At 51.3% G+C, this 18,782-nt stretch carries 17 protein-coding genes; 16 read left to right on the plus strand and 1 reads right to left on the minus strand.

From position 1 onward, the window contains the following. The 11 genes from L4174_RS22620 (at nt 1) to L4174_RS22670 (ending at nt 12,238) form a co-directional block, all read left to right on the plus strand. Entirely contained in the window at nt 1-1,158 is a 1,158-nt protein-coding gene (locus L4174_RS22620) for a type II and III secretion system protein family protein (protein WP_248143009.1), read from the plus strand. A gap of 1 nt (nt 1,159) precedes the next feature. Continuing rightward, nucleotides 1,160-2,263, plus strand: coding sequence for a hypothetical protein (locus L4174_RS22625; RefSeq protein ID WP_248143007.1), 1,104 nt, complete (start codon nt 1,160-1,162; stop codon nt 2,261-2,263). A gap of 33 nt (nt 2,264-2,296) precedes the next feature. Beyond that, nucleotides 2,297-3,556 carry a CpaF family protein gene (locus L4174_RS22630; protein WP_248143006.1) on the plus strand — a complete coding sequence of 420 codons (1,260 nt, stop codon included), beginning with the start codon at nt 2,297-2,299 and terminating at the stop codon, nt 3,554-3,556. Continuing rightward, a complete protein-coding gene (locus L4174_RS22635; RefSeq protein ID WP_248143005.1) occupies nt 3,553-4,419 on the plus strand; it encodes a type II secretion system F family protein in 867 nt (288 codons plus the stop codon). Before L4174_RS22630 ends, L4174_RS22635 begins: the two co-directional genes overlap by 4 nt. Nucleotides 4,420-4,534: 115 nt before the next feature. Further along, a complete protein-coding gene (locus L4174_RS22640; protein WP_248143004.1) occupies nt 4,535-5,437 on the plus strand; it encodes a type II secretion system F family protein in 903 nt (300 codons plus the stop codon). Nucleotides 5,438-5,495: 58 nt separating this feature from the next. Beyond that, nucleotides 5,496-6,206 carry a tetratricopeptide repeat protein gene (locus L4174_RS22645; protein ID WP_248143003.1) on the plus strand — a complete coding sequence of 237 codons (711 nt, stop codon included), beginning with the start codon at nt 5,496-5,498 and terminating at the stop codon, nt 6,204-6,206. Nucleotides 6,207-6,235: 29 nt separating this feature from the next. Then, complete coding sequence (locus L4174_RS22650; protein WP_248143002.1) at nt 6,236-6,595, plus strand: DUF3613 domain-containing protein; 360 nt, start codon at nt 6,236-6,238, stop codon at nt 6,593-6,595. Nucleotides 6,596-6,657: 62 nt separating this feature from the next. Beyond that, nucleotides 6,658-8,430 (plus strand): pilus assembly protein TadG-related protein, encoded by a 1,773-nt coding sequence (locus tag L4174_RS22655; protein ID WP_248143001.1) that lies wholly within the window; start codon nt 6,658-6,660, stop codon nt 8,428-8,430. Between the two features lie 379 nt (nt 8,431-8,809). Continuing rightward, nucleotides 8,810-9,340 carry a copper resistance protein NlpE gene (locus tag L4174_RS22660; RefSeq protein ID WP_248142999.1) on the plus strand — a complete coding sequence of 177 codons (531 nt, stop codon included), beginning with the start codon at nt 8,810-8,812 and terminating at the stop codon, nt 9,338-9,340. 242 nt (nt 9,341-9,582) lie between these two features. Then, nucleotides 9,583-10,353, plus strand: a complete 771-nt coding sequence (locus tag L4174_RS22665; protein ID WP_248142997.1) for a PEP-CTERM sorting domain-containing protein — start codon at nt 9,583-9,585, stop codon at nt 10,351-10,353. A gap of 286 nt (nt 10,354-10,639) precedes the next feature. Then, nucleotides 10,640-12,238 (plus strand): bifunctional diguanylate cyclase/phosphodiesterase, encoded by a 1,599-nt coding sequence (locus L4174_RS22670; protein WP_248142995.1) that lies wholly within the window; start codon nt 10,640-10,642, stop codon nt 12,236-12,238. 5 nt (nt 12,239-12,243) lie between these two features. Here the strand turns inward: L4174_RS22670 and L4174_RS22675 are convergent, their stop codons facing one another. Further along, a complete protein-coding gene (locus L4174_RS22675) occupies nt 12,244-13,029 on the minus strand; it encodes a helix-turn-helix transcriptional regulator (RefSeq protein ID WP_248142993.1) in 786 nt (261 codons plus the stop codon). A gap of 187 nt (nt 13,030-13,216) precedes the next feature. On the opposite strand from L4174_RS22675, the gene L4174_RS22680 reads away from it, so the two are divergent. From L4174_RS22680 to eat, 5 genes are all read left to right on the plus strand, one after another. Beyond that, nucleotides 13,217-13,762: a 3'-5' exonuclease gene (locus L4174_RS22680; protein ID WP_248142991.1), complete on the plus strand. Its 546-nt coding sequence runs from the start codon at nt 13,217-13,219 to the stop codon at nt 13,760-13,762. A 33-nt stretch (nt 13,763-13,795) separates the two neighbouring features. Continuing rightward, entirely contained in the window at nt 13,796-14,149 is a 354-nt protein-coding gene (locus L4174_RS22685) for a RidA family protein (RefSeq protein WP_248143358.1), read from the plus strand. Between the two features lie 464 nt (nt 14,150-14,613). Further along, complete coding sequence (locus L4174_RS22690) at nt 14,614-15,780, plus strand: serine hydrolase (protein ID WP_248142990.1); 1,167 nt, start codon at nt 14,614-14,616, stop codon at nt 15,778-15,780. 207 nt (nt 15,781-15,987) lie between these two features. Continuing rightward, nucleotides 15,988-17,007, plus strand: a complete 1,020-nt coding sequence (locus L4174_RS22695) for a LysR family transcriptional regulator (protein WP_248142988.1) — start codon at nt 15,988-15,990, stop codon at nt 17,005-17,007. A gap of 283 nt (nt 17,008-17,290) precedes the next feature. Further along, nucleotides 17,291-18,724 (plus strand): ethanolamine permease, encoded by a 1,434-nt coding sequence (gene eat, locus L4174_RS22700; RefSeq protein ID WP_248142986.1) that lies wholly within the window; start codon nt 17,291-17,293, stop codon nt 18,722-18,724. Nucleotides 18,725-18,782 lie beyond the last annotated feature (58 nt).

The following is an 18,782-nucleotide window of genomic DNA, read 5'->3' on the forward strand; positions in this document are numbered from 1 at the left end:
ATGCTGCGCTTTACAAAAGGAATTTGTTTTTTGGCTGCTTTGTGTGTGGTTTCAGCGGGCCAGGCCCGGGATTTTCAGATGGATGTCGGTCAGCAGGTTACCGTGCAGGCGGGTAAGCGTATTCAGCGGGCGGCCATTGGTGAGCCTGCTGTTGCGGGTGTGAAGGTGCTCAGTACGACCGAGCTGCTGGTCACCGGAAAAAAAACGGGCACCACGTCACTGCTGATCTGGGAACGCGGGTCGGATCAGCCGGTCCGCCATCGGATTGCGGTGAATCCGGGCGGAGTCGCGACCTCGAATGTTCAGGTTCAGACTGACATTAAAGTGGTCGAAGTCAGTAAAAGTGCGCTCAAAGAAGCGGGGTTCTTCTTCGGTAAGCAGGGATCCGGCGGTACGTTTTGGGGCATCGGGAATGCCAGTGCAATCTCCAGCGCCAATTTCAACGGGTTTCGCGGCAGTTTTCTGTCCAGCGGGGATTCGTTCAATCTGGTAATCGGTAATGTTGCGGATCATTTTCTGGGAACCGTGAGTGCGCTGGACAGCAACGGATTCGCTTATACGCTGGCTGAACCCAGTCTGGTGACCATGTCCGGGCACACCGCAACTTTTCTGGCGGGAGGTGAGTTTCCTTATCCGAAAAGCACCAAAGATGATGATGTCACCATTGAGTTTAAGGAATTCGGGGTCAGGCTGAATCTCACGCCAACGGTCATGTCGGGTGACCGCATTATGCTGAAAGTGGCGCCTGAAGTCAGTGAACTGAATTACTCACAAGGTGTGCAGGCCGCCGGTGTGGTGGTGCCGGGTCTGACGGTGAGACGAACGGATACCACGGTGCAGCTGGGGAACGGTGAAAGTTTTGTCATCAGTGGATTAGTCAGCAGAAATACGGTCAAGAATGCCAATCGGTTTCCGGGATTGGGGGATATTCCGATTCTGGGGGCATTCTTCCGTTCAACCCGGCTCGATGAAAATGATAAAGAACTCATGATGGTGGTCACGCCGCATCTGGTGAAGCCTTTCGCCAGTAACGCACCCCTGCCGCCGCTGCCTGGCGAGATGTACCGCCAGTTCCGCCCTAACTTTTTTGAACTGATTTTTCTGGATGCAGAACCCAAAGATCTTCCTGTGAAGATGGGCTTTGCCGGGGAGGGTTAAGATGCAGTTAATGGCTTATACAGCAGATCATCAGGCGAAGCTGGATGTGACTGAAGCAATCCCGGAGGGAAGTACACTCACCTGGATCGAAACCCCTGAGCATCTGAATTCCAATCTGGCGTGGCAGCAGACCCGTATTCTGATTCTGGTGGCTTCTGACTGGCCGATGCCGGACATTGACAGTTTGATGGACCATTTTGCACCCCGGCATGTCATTCTGGTGGATCTGACACCGGAAGCGCACTGGCACGGCATTCAGCAAAGTCAGACCATTCGTGAGCATTTGCACTGGTGTGAACTCGAAGGGCTGACCGACGCGATTAACCGTCTGATACAGATGGAATCCGTGAATGCGGAATCTCGTCTGGCGCTGCTGTCGCCGCGAAATGATTGCGATGGCGCATTATTGTCAATAGCCGCCGCCTGGCAGCTACAGCACCGGAATAAGCAGGATGTTCTGCTGCTGGATTTGGGACGGCCTTACAGCGATGTGCCCGAGTATCTGGGAAGCAGTTGTGAGCTGGATTTTTTGGCGCTGCTGGAAAAGAGAGACTATCTCAACCCGGAATGGCTGGCAGAACAGGCGCTGGATATTGCCCCCGGCATTCATGTCATCGGTATGCCTTCTTCCGATCACTACGGCGCCGTGACCATGGAAGCTTTGGTTGAAGTCATGGAGATGCTTGAAGACCACTACTGCAATATCGTGATCAATCTGACCGGTATGCCGCCCAGTCCTTTGCTGTTTTTCATGCTCAGCCGCTGCAACCAGCACTGGCTGCTTGCTGATCAGAAAAATGTCAGCCTGAAAAGCAGCTGCGAACTGGCAGAAGCGCTTTACCAGCAGGGGATCCGGCCGGGGAGTGTGAATCTGGTGTTGTCGCCGTTTTCCACGGAAGTGATGCCGGATCGGGAGATGATCGAGAAGCAGTTGCCGTTCCCGGTTCGGGGGGAACTGCCTTGTTCCCGGACGATCATCACGGATATTAATGCCAACACCCTGCTTCCCCCCAGCGGGGAGTTCAAGCTGTACGTCAAGGCCGTGGAAAAGTTGCTCTGGCTGTCGACGGAGAAATCCCGCTGGCAGTTTTCATTTGGCTGGTAGCCCGTTTGTATCCCCTCGAATGAAGGAGTGAGTATGGGAAATGACATGTTGTGGCCAAGCCGGGAAGTGATGATTCAGCATGAGGAATCATCACTGGCGCTGAAAGCGGAATTACACCGCTACATCATTGAGCAACTGGAAGAAGACGGGCTGATGTTTGAAATGGAGCGGCAGGAAATGCAGCCCCATGTTCATGACTATGTACGCCAGTACTTTCAGCTGCATAAAGAACTCAATCAGCGTCAGAATATGCAGGCGCTGGTGGCAGAGCTTCTGGATGAAATTGTCGGATTTGGCCCGTTGCAGAATTTGCTGGATGACCCGCAAATCGACGATATCCTCATCAACGGTCCGAAACAGATTTATGTTGAACGCAGTGGTCAGTTAAGCCGCGTGCCTCTGCGGTTTATGAATGATCAACATGTGTTACGGGTGATTCGCCGCATGATCGCCCCTATTGGCCGCCGGATCGATGAGTCGAATCCCATGGTCGACGCCCGCTTGCCGGACGGCAGCCGGATCAACGCGGTGATCCCGCCTTTATCCATTGACGGGCCATGTCTGTCGGTCCGGAAATTCAAGAAAGAAGGCCTCACCGCAGACGCTTTGATCCAGAACGGCGCGATGAGCCTTGCCATGCATCAGCTGCTGAAAAAATGTGCCCAGTCCCGTTTTAATATCCTGATCAGTGGTTCAACCGGTTCGGGGAAAACCACCTTACTGAATATTCTCAGCCATTACATCAACAGCGGCGAGCGTGTGGTCACGATTGAAGATGCGGCAGAACTGCAGCTGCGCAACGGACACGTGGTCCGGCTGGAAACCCGCCCGCCAAATTCTGAGGGCAAAGGCGAAGTAACGGCGCGGGACTTGCTCAAAAATGCGCTGAGGATGCGGCCGGACCGGATCATTCTGGGGGAAAGCCGCGGGGCTGAAGTGCTGGATGTGCTTCAGGCCATGAACACCGGCCATCAGGGGTCAATGAGTACTCTGCATGCCAACTCCCCCCGCGACGCTCTGGTGCGGCTGGAAATGATGGTGACCCTGGCTGGTTTTACGTCGACGGAGTCTTTAATCAAACAGATTATTGCAACGGCAATCGACATGATTGTTCAGGTTTCCCGGTTGCCAAACGGGAAGCGGGTCATCACTCACATTGTTGAAGTCCAGGATGTTGCCGATGAAAAAATCCGGATTCAGGAGCTGTATCGATATCACCCGCAGACGGATGATTTCATGACAGTTGATGCCATGTCGGTGCATCTGCGCAAGAAACTGGGAGAAGACAGATGAACAGCCTGATCGTGATTGCGATGCTGCTGTTGCTGATCAGCTGTGGGCTCATGATCATTGCTACCCGCCAAAGTAACCCTGGCGTGAAGCCAGTGAATCTGGTTGATCCGCGTGAGCCAAAGGCACGGAGCCGGGATCGTATGCTGGAAGGCTGGCAGCGACTGGGCCTGAGTACGTCTCCGGTCAGCCTGATGTTTTACGCCGCTTGTATTTTATTTGGCCCTTTTTTACTGGCGCGGATGACAGGCGTGAGCGGGCTGGGCATGGGACTGGCCAGCTCGGTGGGTCTGATTCTGTTGCTGGGACAAATCAAAAAAAGTAATACACGGCGGAAGATTCTCCAGCAGCTGCCAGGCTTTATCGACCATATCAACCGGCGGGTTCATGTGGGGATGTCGCTCAATAAAGCGGTTGAACATGTATTGCAGGCCATGAATGACCCGTTACACGCTGTGGCGGAGCGCGCGGTTCAGCGGATGTCTCTGGGAACGGAGCTGTACGATTCTTTTCACAAAGAGGCAAGGATTACCGGCGTGAAAGAGTTCGCGCTGCTCGCTTCTGTGTTCAAGGTCAATCATCAGTTCGGCGGCAGTGTGACCGCAGCACTCACAAATCTTGTCGAGTTACTGCATCAGCAGGAACGTAGTCAGCGGGAGCTGAAATCAATGACGGGGGAAACCCGGATTACGGCCTGGATTATGGGGCTGGCACCCACGGCGATGGCGATTTATATGCTGGTGACGAATCCGCAGCAGCTGTTGTCGATGTGGGCCGATGAAACGGGCCGTCAGGCGTTGATTGCAGGGCTTGGGGCGCAGTTATTCGGCGGCCTGGTACTTTGGCGGATGATCCGGTCACTGTAGATATGGGGGCATCTTTTGTCCGGTGGCCGCCGTCTGTTTGGAGATGATCTTCTTCTGGCGTAATTCCTGCGCGAGATGAGGAATGGGTGTTGAAGGAATATGCAGGAGAAACACCATGACAATCACAGCTTATCTGATTATTGCGAGCCTGTTGTGCACTGTGAGCGGGGCAGGGCTGATTTACTGGTCTCTGAAACTGCAAAAAGCGCGTCATGTGGAAGAGAATCTGGCGAAATCGCTGGGCAGGCCGCGAGCCGGGGAGCGGGTCATCCGGCGCGGGCAGTGGTTGTGGGGAAAAACAAAACGCAGCAATGCCTCTTCTTACTTCAATGAAATTCTGGAGATGATGCGTAAAGCCGGTTACATCACGAACCGTGAGCAAACGCTCTGTGTGTTTCGTCTGGCGGCGGTGTGGTGTGCCATCCAGCTGGTCTTTGCCAGTCAGCTGATTCAGGCGGAAGCAACGCTGAATCATAAAATCAGTCTGATGCTGGTCAGCGCGATGGGGACTGCTTATTTCGCGATTCAGTGGCTGAAGAAAAAGGCAGCCAGACGGACCCGTATCATTGATGAAGAACTCATCATTGGCCTGCAGGTAATGAAAATTCTGTGGGATGTGGGTCTGTCGCTGGAAAGTCTGTTACGCACGTTAACCCGTGAACTGTCCGATCTGACTCCGGAACTGAACAAAGAGCTCAGGCTGGCGTTGAGCAAAATTGAAGCGGGTCAGGAGCGGGCTTCCGTTTTCAGTCAGATCGCCAGAGTGAACGAGTCTGCCGGGATGCAGGATTTACTCACGATGCTGGCTCAGGTCTCTGAAACCGGTGGCAATATGTCTGCATCACTCAATCAGTTGTCGGTGCTGTTGCAAGACAGACGGCGAACTCAGTTACAGGAAAAAGTCACCAAACTGTCGGGCAAGATGTCTGTGGTGATGATGATATTTCTGTTTCCGGCCTTGTTTGTTGTGCTGGCCGGTCCCGGGTTTATGGCGCTGCTCAACTCACTCAGCAGTTAACAGCAGCCAGGACAACAGATCTGGAAGTGGATAGCAGGAAATGAACAGGGATGGATGCATGAAAAACGGAAAACAGGAACGATCTTTTTGGGTGAGTGGTTTGCTGGCGGTGGTGCTTACTGGTTGCAGTGTATCGCCGCAGGATGAGAGCGCACATGAAACGGCCAACAAAGATGTGCAGTCCGGTGCCTGTGGTGAAACTCTGGTTGCGAAAGACGGTATGAAGCTGGCGATGGTGAAGCAGCAGATGGCGCAGGGGCAGTATTACCTGGCGCTGGCTGCGCTTGATGAGCTGAAGGAAGATGGCTTGAGTGTCCGGATTATGCGGGCCAACAGTTACCGGAAACTCGGCAAATGGGATGAAGCTGCCCGGCTATACCGGAATTTGGCGGACACTTGTCTTGCCGGAGAGGCTTATCACGGTCTGGGCTTGATTGCTTCCTATCAGGGGCAGATGAATGCAGCAATGGACTGGATGGAAAAAGCAGCTAAGGCCGCCCCTGTGGAGGCGGATGTGCGCAATGATCTGGGATTTCTGCTGCTGGTCACCGGCCAGGATCAGAAAGCCAGAGATGAGCTGATGACAGCCCTTGAGCTGAATCCGAATCATCCGAATGCGGCTAAAAACTTATGGTTTATTTTACTGAAAAATAACCAGAAACAGGCTGCCGCCTCACTGGCTTCCCGTTTCGCATGGGGGGAAGCAGAGCAAAAAGAAATGATGGATGCCATCGCCGTTTTCCACCCGTTACAGTTGGATCCATCTTAACCGGACAGTCAACAGACAGGAGTACTGGGATGAAAGGGACAAACACAGCTGCGATTGCTTTTCTGAGTGTCATCTTGCTGAGCAGTGCCGCAGGGCATGCAGCAACTTTCCCGCCGAAAAAGGTGAATGAAGACCTTACAGAAAAGACACAAAGTCAGATCAGTGAATATCCGGAAAAAGCAACGGCTCAGTTGAAACCTGTTGTCCGGCATCAAGGTAAAAACATGACTCAGCTTTGGCTGAATATCCAGACGCGCGGTCAGATGGCGACATCTGAGACCGATAGTCTGACCCCGGAAGCAGCCAAGGCGACGCAATTGCGGATGCAACAGAGCTTCAGCCATCCGATTCCGGATAAATTCATTAAAGATGACTTTAGCGGCAGTTAACTGACATTCAGGAAAAACACTCATTCAGGCTGTCATTCCCCCGCAGGGAAAGGAGCAAAATCATGTTGCGTGCATCCGGTGATCAATGGTCATCCATGGCTCGTCAGCGCGGTGCCGTCGGGCCGGGGCTGATCTTACTGATGATCAGCATGGTGCTGTTTTTGTCACTGGCGGTTGATACCGGCCGGTTGTACATGGAAAAACGTCAGTTACAGAAACAGGCCGATCTGGCGGCGCTCTCGCTCAGCAGAAGCGGCTGCTATCTTGACGGCAGTACAGAAGATAAAGCGCAGGCGATGATTACACTGATGAAAGGGAATCTGAAGAATAATGGATTTGACCCGGATGCTAACGAGTATGAGGTGTTGTTTGGAGCCGCTAGTATCAATCAGGCCGATTCCCGATGGGAGTTTGATCCGGATAATTCTGTGAAATCTGCCGGGAAAGTTACCCTGACAAAGACGGTACCGGCAAGTCTCCTGACTCAAATGACTTCCGATGAGCGCGTCACACTCTCGGCATCAGCAACGGTCATGAAGCGAATGTCCGTCGGGTTCGGTGTGGGGTCGCGAACCATCGATGTGGGCCTGACCAATTCAGTGCTGGGAGCTGCGCTCGGAGGCGAGCTGTCAGTGGGATCTTATCAGGGGCTGGCAGACACTCAGGTACGTTTGGCCGGGCTGCTCAGCGCAATGAATGATATGGGCTTGCTGGCAGTGGATGTATCTGCCGGTACAGTAGAGGGCATTTTAGACACACATCTGACGGTTGCACAGTTCATTGAAGCCAATATTCAGGCGGTGAGTGAATATGCGGTGCTGGATGCGGATGTATTGCCTGCACTCACCCAGTTGGATAGTCTGGCGAAGGTTTCCGCTCTGTCGCTGACCCTGTCAGACATTATTCAGCTGGCGGCAGGCTCAAACGATGCCATGAATGATGAGATCCACCGTGCTGCGCTGGCCAGTAAAATTACTTTGTTTGATTTGGTTTCAGCGGCGATTTATGCGGCGAATGGAAACCATGCGATAGAAATTGATGATTTAAATGTAGACACGGGTTTGTTGGGGCTGGGGCAACTGGGGGTGACTGTTGATGCAACAATTATAGAGCCACCTAAATTTACAGTTGGGGTTTTACCGGTTACAGATGAACAGCCTGGAACAAAAGTAGAAACAGCTCAGGTTCGGTTGAAAGTTGGATTAGATTTACCGCTGAATCTTCTTTCCCTTCCCGGAATTTTAGACACTGATCTTTCTTTTGGGTTAGCCGTCGATGCAGCGAAAGCGAATGCCGAGTTGTTAGATATGACGAATTGTACTTCAGATGGCTACCAATTAATGTTTGATGTGACGCCTGCGTTAGCTTCGGTGAAATTGGGAAGTCGAAGTGATGTAGACCAGCCCGCAAAATTATCTGCAGAAGTTTTGTCTGGATTGGTTGGCTTAGATGTTAAGCTCAGTGCAAATGTTGAAAAAACAGATGGTTCTGGAATCCCCCTGATTGTTAATGCAGCTCATGGTGATATACCAAGTGTCTATTCATTAACTGAAGAAGTTTCAGACAATTTAGATAGTTTATTATCTAACGAAAATATCATTCATGTGGATACTGAAATTAAATCTGGCTTGGGTAGCCTAGGTCTGGATGATGCAGTAGATTATTTAGTTAATACTACTATTAGTGGGATGATATCTGATTTATTATCACCTGTGATTTTATTAGTGAGCCAACAAGTTTTAGACCCGCTACTAAATCTTTTAGGGATTCAAGTCGGCACGGCAGATGTTTTCGTTTCATCAATTGATGTTGATGGTGGCGGTTTAATTCAGTAACCCCGTACATGCATGGTGCAATGACTTCTCAGATGGAGACGCAGGAAGCGGTCGACTGGAATAACCAACGCGGCGATAGTGCTGGAGTGGATCAGATCCAAAGACACTGCCTTTGATAAAGAATTGAAAGATTTCCTTTTAACAATTAAACCGATTGCACACCCACAATCCTGTTTTTGCTCACCGCTTTTGGTTGCATGATGATGCCGTTGAACTGTGGTATGAATTCTTGGGCACTTTTTCAATCATTCCGAGTCCAATCACACATCACGAGTCAGGCCGGTTAAGCGGTCTGGTTTTTCAGTATGTTCGACGGGTTTAAAGGGCCGGGTGTCTCAGGATCGCTCTCAGGCCGTTTGAGTCAGGATCAGGAGAAAGTATGAATACGAAGCGACTGTTAACTCTTGCTGTGGGTATGGGGCTGGCAGCGGTTCTTGTCGGGTGTGAACAAACCTCATCTGAAAGTGAACAGGCTCAGAAAATGAAATCGGAACCGGAATCAGTGACAGAAGTGGCTTCTGATTCGGCTCAGAATGAAACGCAGCCCGAGTTTGCTTATGTAGACACAGAGCATAATGCCCGGAATTCGCTGGACTGGAACGGGACTTATGCCGGCACCATTCCTTGTGCAGACTGTGCCGGTATTGAAACCGTGCTGGTGCTGAATCTGGATGGTACTTTCTCTCTGACAGAGACTTATCTGGGAGCCGATGATCAGGGCCAGTTCAGTCATCAGGGAAGTTTCACCTGGAACGATGCCGGAAATACCATCACGTTAACCAACGACAGTGGTGATGATATTCAGTTCTTCGTGGGTGAAAATCAGTTGTTCCGGTTAGATCGTGAGGGGCATCGTATTACCGGGGAACTGGCCGATATGTATGTCCTGAGTAAGCAGCGTACTCAATAATTCTCCCTGTTTTATCGAATCAACGGGCCGTGAATCAAAAATTCCGGCCTGTTTGTCTGATTTGACGTCAGTAAATTTTACATGCCCGCCTGAAGTATCCCGAATTTTGTCGGCCTTTTTTACAATGAGTGAACTCAGTCTGTAAAACTCATTGCATTTCAGTCAAGTATGACTTGGCATACAAGATGCACCTTCCTGTTGCGAACACAACTTCAATTTTCAACACGGTAGGGAGCAACACCATGAAAACGATAATTCAAACCGGGCTGCTTGCCCTGGGTTTGCTGGGGGGCTCAATGAGTGTCTCGGCGACACAGATTGATTTTACCGGGAACCCATACTCTGTGCTGGATGGAAATCAGTCTGCAACCGTTGGCGACATTACTTTTTCTGCCTGGCGATATTTTCTGGATACTGATGGGCTGTTTTCTGAAGGTTCTCTGGTCACTGGGAATCCAAACCGGGTCCAGTTGTCGCATACGCCAACACAGGGGATTGGTGTGGATACTCTCCCGACCCCGATTGAAGTGATTGCTGAAGCCCTGCTCGATGATGATGACAAAATTGACGCCTGGGAATTTGTGGTGCTGAGTTTTGCTGAGCCTGTGACGTTGAACGGCCTTTACCTGAATCACTATAATCTGCTGGAATCCGGCACAGCCCTTATGTTTGATGACGGTTTTCCTGAGTTAGAACTTGGCATGAATGTGAATCTGCTGGGTCTGCCTTCCCTGCTGAATGTGCTGACGCCAAACGCATTCAACTGGGATGGCTCATACTGGGACTTAGATGACGAAGACAATGTCAGCCATCTTGTGATTTCTGCGACACTGCTGTCTGATTTTTATATCGCCGGTATCGACTATAACGATACGTATGGCCATGACGGTCCCTGCTATCCGAATCCTGTTCCTGAACCTGCCAGTCTGCTGTTACTGACCACAGGTCTTGGGATGCTGGGATGGCGCCAGCGCCGTAAACACATCATAAAAAATGAGCCAATGATGGCCTGAACACAACTATCCGTATGAACCTCAGTGATTCATATATTCCGGCGTAGCAAGATGCACGCCGGTTTTTTTATTGAATGGCTGTAAGGAGTTGCAGCGATATCACGAAATTGTTCACAAAGAAGTGCCACATCAGGAGGAAATTTGCCTAAAATGAAAGTGTCATTTTCACGTTAATGTGATCGTGTTAACTAAAAATCTCTTCATGGAAAACAAAAAGAGAACAGCAATCACAGATTTCCGATGAGTGATCACGTGACAGTGATATTTGGGACGAGGTAATCCGTTTATGAGTCAATCTGCGCAGGGTAGGGCTGGTCGTGAGGCTGGTATCTTATCGTTATTTCATTCACTGTTTCTGAAAAGAACATTAGCCAAGCTGTCTGTTTTTGCCGTTGTTTGGGTGCTACTGGCTACCCAGTTCGAGTTTTTCGAGCGATTCACGCAATGGGTGATGCAGTATCAGAACTTTGGGCTGGGCGCGATTATTTCGCTTCTTTTCGTACTTCCTGTGGCATTGGTCGCACTGAGCTGGAAGCGCCTGCGTTCAATGCGCCACCAACTGAAAGCGGGTGAGCGCGACAAAGCCGCCATGTATAAACTGGCAATGCATGATCCGCTGACCGAGCTGCCAAACCGGCTGTATTTTTCAGAACAGCTCCAAAAAGCATTACAACACGCGGGTGACAACGACGCCTGTGTCGCGGTCCTGATGATGGACCTGAACAAATTCAAACAGATCAATGATGCCTATGGCCATATTGTCGGCGATGAACTGCTGGTGGCGACTGCGGGCCGCCTGAAACATCTGCTGCGGATGCACGATACCATTGCCCGGCTGGGCGGAGATGAATTCGCGCTCATCCATGTGGGCGGACAGGAACCGGATGAAGCTTCTGCACTGGCATCGCGGATCATCAAAGCCATGTCTGAGCCGTACCACATTCGGGGACAGCAGATCATGGCGGGCGTCAGCATCGGGATTGCGATGTCGAACCATGATATTGAACCGGTCGATTTATTACGGGCAGCAGATACGGCGATGTACCGGGCCAAAATGGACGGCGGCTCGACCTTCTGTTTCTTTGATACCCGGATGGATGATCAACTCAAACAGCGCCAGTTACTGGAACGCGACTTGCGAAAAGCGATCGCTCAGGATTTGCTCGAACCTTATTACCAGCCGGTGTTTGCTCTGAAGAGCCGTCAGTTGCAGGGATTTGAAGCCCTGCTTCGCTGGCGCCATCAGCGAGAAGGCATGGTTTCATCCAAAGAATTTATTCCTGTGGCAGAAGATGCCGGTCTGATTCAGGTACTGGGTGACTGGGTTCTGAAACAAGCCTGTGTTGCAGCCATGGACTGGCCGGAAGAAACCACGGTTTCGGTGAATGTCTCTGTTCAGCAGCTTAAACACGACACCTTTTGCTATTCAGTTTCTCAGGCGCTCAAAGAATCCGGACTGGAACCTTCCCGGCTGGAAATCGAGCTCACGGCTCAGACTGTACAGCAGGACCCGCATCAGGTTCTGGCGATCATGCAGGATCTGAAACACATTGGTGTCGGGCTGGTACTGGATGATTTTGGCAACGGCAATGCCTGTCTGACGATCATGCGGGACTTCCCGTTCGATAAAGTGAAGATTGCCCGCGCCTGTGTGGGTACGCTGCCGGGCTCTGAGACCAACAAAGCCCTGATTCAGTCCGTGGTGGGAATGAGTGAAAGTCTGGGGATGCAGGTTTCGGTTGTGGGGATTGAAGATGAAATTCAGTTGGCGATGGTGTCTTCACTGGGATGTCAGCAGGGACAGGGATTCCTGCTGGGCCATCCGCTCAGCCGCCATGCGGCAGGCCGTCTGCTCGTGAATCTGCCGGATGCGATGGGCCACTGAAGCCCTCACTGACGGCTTTGTTTTTGCCGGTATTGCTCCGGGGTACATTGCGCGTGCTTTTTAAACAGGCTGATAAAAGGAGATGCCTGGTGATAACCCAGTGTCAGCGCAATCTCCTTCACGGATAAACCTTTCCTCAGTAAGTGCAGCGAGTAGATAAATTTTCTTCGCTGCCGCCATTCAATGAAACTCATGCCGAGCTTATCCTGGCAGTGTCGGGCCAGGGTTCGCTCCGTGGTATGCAGTTTCTTCGCCCATTCTGCCAGCGTGGTGTTGTCCGTCGGGTTTTTCTCCAGTGACCGTAAAATCGGCTGAAGCAGCTTGTCTTCACTGCTGGGCAGAAATTGTTCATGAATCCGTGTCTGTTTCAATTGATCCAGTAACACGGCAATGAGGCGTTCATCTTCGTCTGTTTCCGCGACCTGCAGCTGCCTGTGACGCAATTCATTGATGATGGCCTCAATGATTGGCGTGACTTCCAGCAGGCAGGGGAAATCCGGCAACTGTTCTGCCAGCGGCATGATGATATTCATCGAGCAGTAATTCATACTGCGGCGCATATAACTTTCATGTTCGATGCCGGGCGGTATCCAGATGGCATACTGCGAGGGCGATAAAAACCGTTTTCCTTCCGCGTTCAGCTCTAATATCCCGCCACTGATCAGTTGTAACTGCCCCCAGGGGTGTTTGTGTCTGGGCGTTGTGGTATGCGGTAAAAACGCCTGATGACCGAAAAACACCTCGCCGGGCGGATTGTGATCATCAAACAGAGGGCGGTAGACGTTTTTCATACAGGCTTCCGGAGTCATCGTAATCCGCAAGAGTAAATCCGACCTGCTGTTGTTGGCAAGGGGCTGAAGACCGTCGCCAGACATGCTATGCTTCGCCGCCTTGTTTGAGACTGAATCATCGTCAGTATTGGTAAGTCACCCCTAAGGTGCGAATGATTGAGTTTGGTATGACGGATTTGGGAACCACATGAATTACAACCGCATCGTTTGTTTTGATCTTGAAATGTGTTGCTGGAATGAAGACGGCATGGGCCGTACGGGCGAAATCATTGAGATCGGCGTTGCTGAGCTGAATCTGGAAAAGGGCACGATTTCCCGCCGGGCGCAATATTATGTTCAGCCTGAATCTGATGAAATCTCGCCTTTTTGCACTGAACTGACCGGTATCAAGCCAGAAGTGGTGGCTCAGAACGGTAAGCCGCTGGCGAGTATTCTGAAAGCGGTGGAGCAGAAGTTTGGCGGCCGTCATAAAATCTATGCGGCGTGGGGCCGTGATGACGCCATCCTGCGTGCGGAGTGCAAAGCCAAAGGGTTGGATGTGCCTTTCCGGGAATACCTCAACCTGGCAACCTTATTCAAACTGCAGCCGCATGTGCAGAATAAGCGAATCGGGCTGCGCGCTGCTATGAACATGAGCGGGCTGGAGTGGGAAGGGCGCCAGCACTCCGGTTATGTCGATGCTTATAACCTGGCCCGTCTGGCGCGTGTGATGCTTTGCCCGGCGGAAAAATAACGGCGTGGTTTTGGATTGATAAAAGGAAACATGATGAATATTCAGCGTATTAACCCGACCCAGCGTTGGTCTGATGTCACCGTTTTTAACGGGATTGCCCACTTTGTGGAAGTGCCGGAGTCAGACACCAGCGCTGATATCATCGGCCAGGCGCAGCAGGTCTTTGCACAGGCTGAGGCAATGCTGGCGACGGTCGGCAGCGATAAATCCCGCATTCTGTCTGTGACCATTTACATCACCGACTGGGCAAATCTTGACGCTTTCAACGCCGCCTGGGATGCCTGGTTACCAGAAGGCGCCGCACCAAGCCGCGCCTGTGTGAAAGTCGAACTGGCTGACCCGGATTATCTGGTCGAAATTGCCTTCGTCGCGGCCGCCGGACAGTAATTTCTTTGCCTGCCATTGCCTGACAGACGGTGGCAGGTTTTTCTGTGTTTTTCTTTTCTGCTCACTTCACTTAACTTCACTGATGTTCGAAATACATATTTTCAGAGCATTCATTTTCAGCCTCACCATTCGCTGAATCGCCATTTACCTCATTGATTTTCAGTATCAGTATCTTGATGAGTTACCCGATATTTCAATGCTTATTTGGTTGTCTTCGTGTCTGTTTCAGTTTCAACGCCAATACGTGACATCAATTAAATTAATGAAAGAAAACAGAATGAGATAGTGAATTCAATCATTGAGATCCTGGTGGTGAATGGCAGGGGGTTGTATAAGGCGATGTTTTCTCATCTTTTCAGAGTAGATGAGCTTTCAGGGATGGCGTCGTTTTTCTGATCAATATTGAGGCTGGCTTGTATCAGGCTGTTGCGATGGCTCGGTGATCATCCGTATCGGGAGGGATCGTGAAGAAATTGATATTGATTGGACTGGGGTTGATTGCGTTTTCGTTCTATCAGCTGAACTATGTTGATATGAGTAACTTCAGCTGGGTTCAGTCGTCACAGCAAAGCGACTGGCCGACGAATGAACCGCATGCATCAGGGTTTGATGAAGAGAAGCTGGTCAAGCTGCACCAGTTCGTGAGCAGAAGTAAGCGTAAAAATGTTCATTCGCTTTTGATTGCCAAAGACGGGCAACTGGTGTTTGAACAGTATTATCCGGCGGCGAATACACCGACGGGAACGCCCATGCCCACGCATTACCCGCCCGGGCCGGATACAGCCCATCAAATGCGTTCCGTGACCAAAACGGTGACCGCGACTCTGTTGGGAACGCTGCTGCAATCGGGGGAAATCACCAGCCTGAATCAGTCGTTGTTCAGTTTTTACCAGAACGAAGCGATTGCGGATTTGCCGCATAAAGCCGATGTCACGCTGGAAAATGCTCTGATGTTCAATGTCGGGCTGGACTGGGCCGAATGGGGTGAGCAGCACAGTGATGCCATGTACATGTGGCAGTCACCGGATCCTTACGCATACATTCTGAAGAAAAAAATGGCATACCGGCCCGGGGAGAAGTTTATTTATCAGGGCGGTGTCAGTGTATTACTGGGTGGTGTTATTGAGCGCGTTTCCGGCATGAATCTGCGCGAATACGCCGACAAAGCCTTGTTCGGGCCGCTTCATATTACAAATTACGACTGGTTTGAACATGAAGTGACAGGCCAGTATTTAGGTTCATCCGGCTTATATCTCAGAACCCGTGATTTAGCCAAGCTCGGACAGCTTTATTTAAATCTTGGGGAGTGGCACGGGCAGCAGCTTTTGTCTCCGCAATGGGTGAAACAAAGTTTCATGCCGCGCGGGAAGTTCTGGTCGTGGAAATCCATCGAATATGGCTACAACTGGTGGCTGCCATTGATTCAGTCAAACGGAAAGCGGGTCTCGGTTGCAGCCATGCGCGGCAGCGGCGGGCAAGAGATGTTTGTAGTGCCCGAGTTGAATCTGGTGTTTGCCATGACATCAGGCGCTTATTTCAATCAGGATGAAGATTTTCCATTACAGTTGCTGGCTGACTACATCTTACCGGCAATCGGGATGGAAAAAGTGGCGTACATTCCGAATCGCTGAAGTCTGTTCAGGTCGCTTTGTAAGTGACTGAACAACCACTCACGCCATTGAACACGCAAATATCACTGATGAGTTTGATATTTAGGTATTTTTATTTGTAAATTATACCTTTGCGTGATGTTTCTGCTGATGCTGTTCCCCTTGCAGGAAGTCATGTATGTCACAAGAGCGCATGTCACAAGACAGATGCCACAAACGGAATGGCGCATGACAGGAAGTCATGCCACCAGAACCTTAGACGCATTCCGGCAGTTCAGAAGGATGGCTGATTTGAAAGGATTCGGATTTGATCTTCGTTCACTCGAAGTCTTTGTCGCCACGGCCCAGACCGGCAATATGACGATGGCTGCGACTCAGCTCGGGCTGACCCAGTCTTCAGTGTCGCAAACACTCTCAGCCTTAGAGCAGAATCTCAATGTGGCTCTGCTGGATCGCAGTGTCCGGCCTGTCGAGCTGACGGTTGCCGGGCGATATTTTTACGATCAGTCCTGCCATTTGCTGGCCGAAGCGGAGAAAACCCACGGGGTGATGACTCAGGGCAATTTTCAGAAGTTGCATCTGCTGCGAATTGCCATGGTTGATTCACTGGCAACCTCGCTCGGGCAACCCCTGGTTGAAGTGATCAAACGTCATACCGAGAACTGGCGCATCAGTACGGGCCGATCCCATATGCATGCCCAGTCGCTGTTGTCCCGCAGCGTCGATATCATTATTTCTGATGATGCGCTGGACAATCATGAACACCTCAGTCGCCACCGGATTCTGCGTGAACCCTTTGTCCTGGTAATCCCGAACTTGTTTACGGCTCAGTTTCAGCAGTTGCATCAGGTGGTGAATCGACTGGATTTTGTCCGCTACACCAGCGATTCGCTGATTGGGGTCACGATTGAACGCTATTTGCGGCGGCAGAACTTAAATGTGCCGGTCAGGATGCAGCTGGATAATACTTTTGCGGTGCTCACCAGTGTTGCTGCCGGTCTGGGCTGGACCATCACCACACCACTTTGTCTGTTTCAGTGCGGGCCGATCCGCGACAAACTCACCTGTCTGCCGTTGCCCGGCGATGAACCTTTCTTTCGGAATCTGACGCTGGTCAGCCGTCATCATGAGTTAGGAAATCTGCCGCAGATTCTGGCAAACGACAGCCGCCAGATTATCAATGAAAACTTTTTACCCAGGATCCGGGATGAACTGCCCTGGCTGGAACACGAGTTTTATGCCGGGTGATATGGTTTCCGACTGGAACGATTGAGGCGCAAAGCGTCTGCGCATTTTGCGCAGGCGGGAATCAGATACAGAGCCCGATGTCTTTGATGCTTGTTATGTTTTTGTCTGTTACTCAATGAATTTATTGGTTTTTTGAGTTGGCCGATCATCACTATTAAAAAAATTTATGCCGCACTGTTAGCAGAACTGATTCTTGTTGTCGGGGTTGTTCAATCGCATTTAAGTTAACAAAGTTGTAACAAGAGATGCGATTTGACTTTATTACCGTTGAAGAGGAACAGTGATGTCTGACAGCAATTATCAAGCAGTCGAAAATAACACCGTCTCTGACGATTACTTAAGTAAACGACAGCTCAAAAAAGGCGTTGCCGGGTGGGTGCTTCTGGCCAGTCTTGGGGTGTCTTATGTGATTTCCGGCGATTTTGCCGGCTGGAACTTTGGCCTGGAACGTGCTGGTTTCGGTGGCATGTTGCTGGCAACCATTGTGATGGGGCTGATGTATCTGTGCCTGATTCTCAGTCTGGCCGAAATGTCATCTTCCATTCCAACTGCCGGCGGCGGCTACAGTTTTGCCCGGCGGGCGATGGGGCCCTGGGGCGGTTTTCTGACCGGAACCGCGATTTTGCTGGAATATGCCATTGCACCGGCGGCGATTGCAATCTTCATTGGCGGCTACGTCAACGAACTGATTGGCATCGATGGCCCGGTGGTGTATGCCGTCTTCTACTGCGTCTTCGTTGGAATTCATCTCTGGGGCGCCGGTGAAGCACTGCGGATCATGATGGGTATCACGATTCTGGCCGTGATTGCGATTATCGTGTTTGCGCTGGGCATGCTGCCGCACTTCGACATCAACAACCTTTTTGATATCCCTGTTCAAGCTGATGTCGCGGGTGCCAGCGTATTTTTACCGGAAGGTTATCTCGGAATCTGGGCGGCACTGCCGTTTGCGATGTGGCTGTTTCTGGCGGTTGAAGGCGTCCCGCTGGCTGCAGAAGAAGCGACCAACCCGGCAAAAGACATGCCGCGCGGGATTATCGCTTCCATGCTGCTGCTGATTGTCTTTGCTGCTGTGGTGCTGATTCTGGTCCCGGGCGGAGCCGGTGCTGAGGCGATGAAATCTCACAGCGCGCCACTTGTTGGGGCTTTGCAGGCAGTTTACGGCACAGATTCTCTCGCTGCCAAATTTGTGAACGTTGTCGGTCTGTTCGGTCTTATTGCCAGCTTTTTCTCGATTATTTATGCGTATTCCCGTCAGGTGTTTGCCCTGTCCCGGGCCGGTTATCTGCCCCGTTTCCTGTCCCTGTCCGGTGAGCGAAAAGTGCCGGTCTGGGCGCTGATTGTCCCCGGTGTGATTGGTTTTCTGCTGTCCCTGTCCGGCGAGGGCGATCTGATGATCACCATGGCGGTATTCGGTGCGACCGTGTCTTATGCCCTGATGAGTCTGTCTCATATCTTGCTGCGCCGTAAAGAGCCGGAACTGGCGCGTCCTTACAAAACACCGGGGGGCACGCTGACGTCCGGTATTGCACTGGTGCTGTCGTTAGTGGCACTGGCATCCACCTTTGTGGTGAGCCTGCAGGCGGCGTTGTGGTCGGCACTCTTCTATGCCGTGATGCTGACTTACTTCGCCCTGTACAGCCGCCACCGGATTGTGGCGAATGCGCCGGAAGAAGAGTTTGACCTGATTTCCAGTGCTGAGTCTGAACTCAGCTAATTCACCGGATATCCGGACGCGTGACGAGCGAACGTGTCCGGACTGAATCATTGAGCAC

Source organism: Photobacterium sp. CCB-ST2H9 (genome assembly GCF_023151555.2).
Taxonomy (GTDB): domain Bacteria; phylum Pseudomonadota; class Gammaproteobacteria; order Enterobacterales; family Vibrionaceae; genus Photobacterium.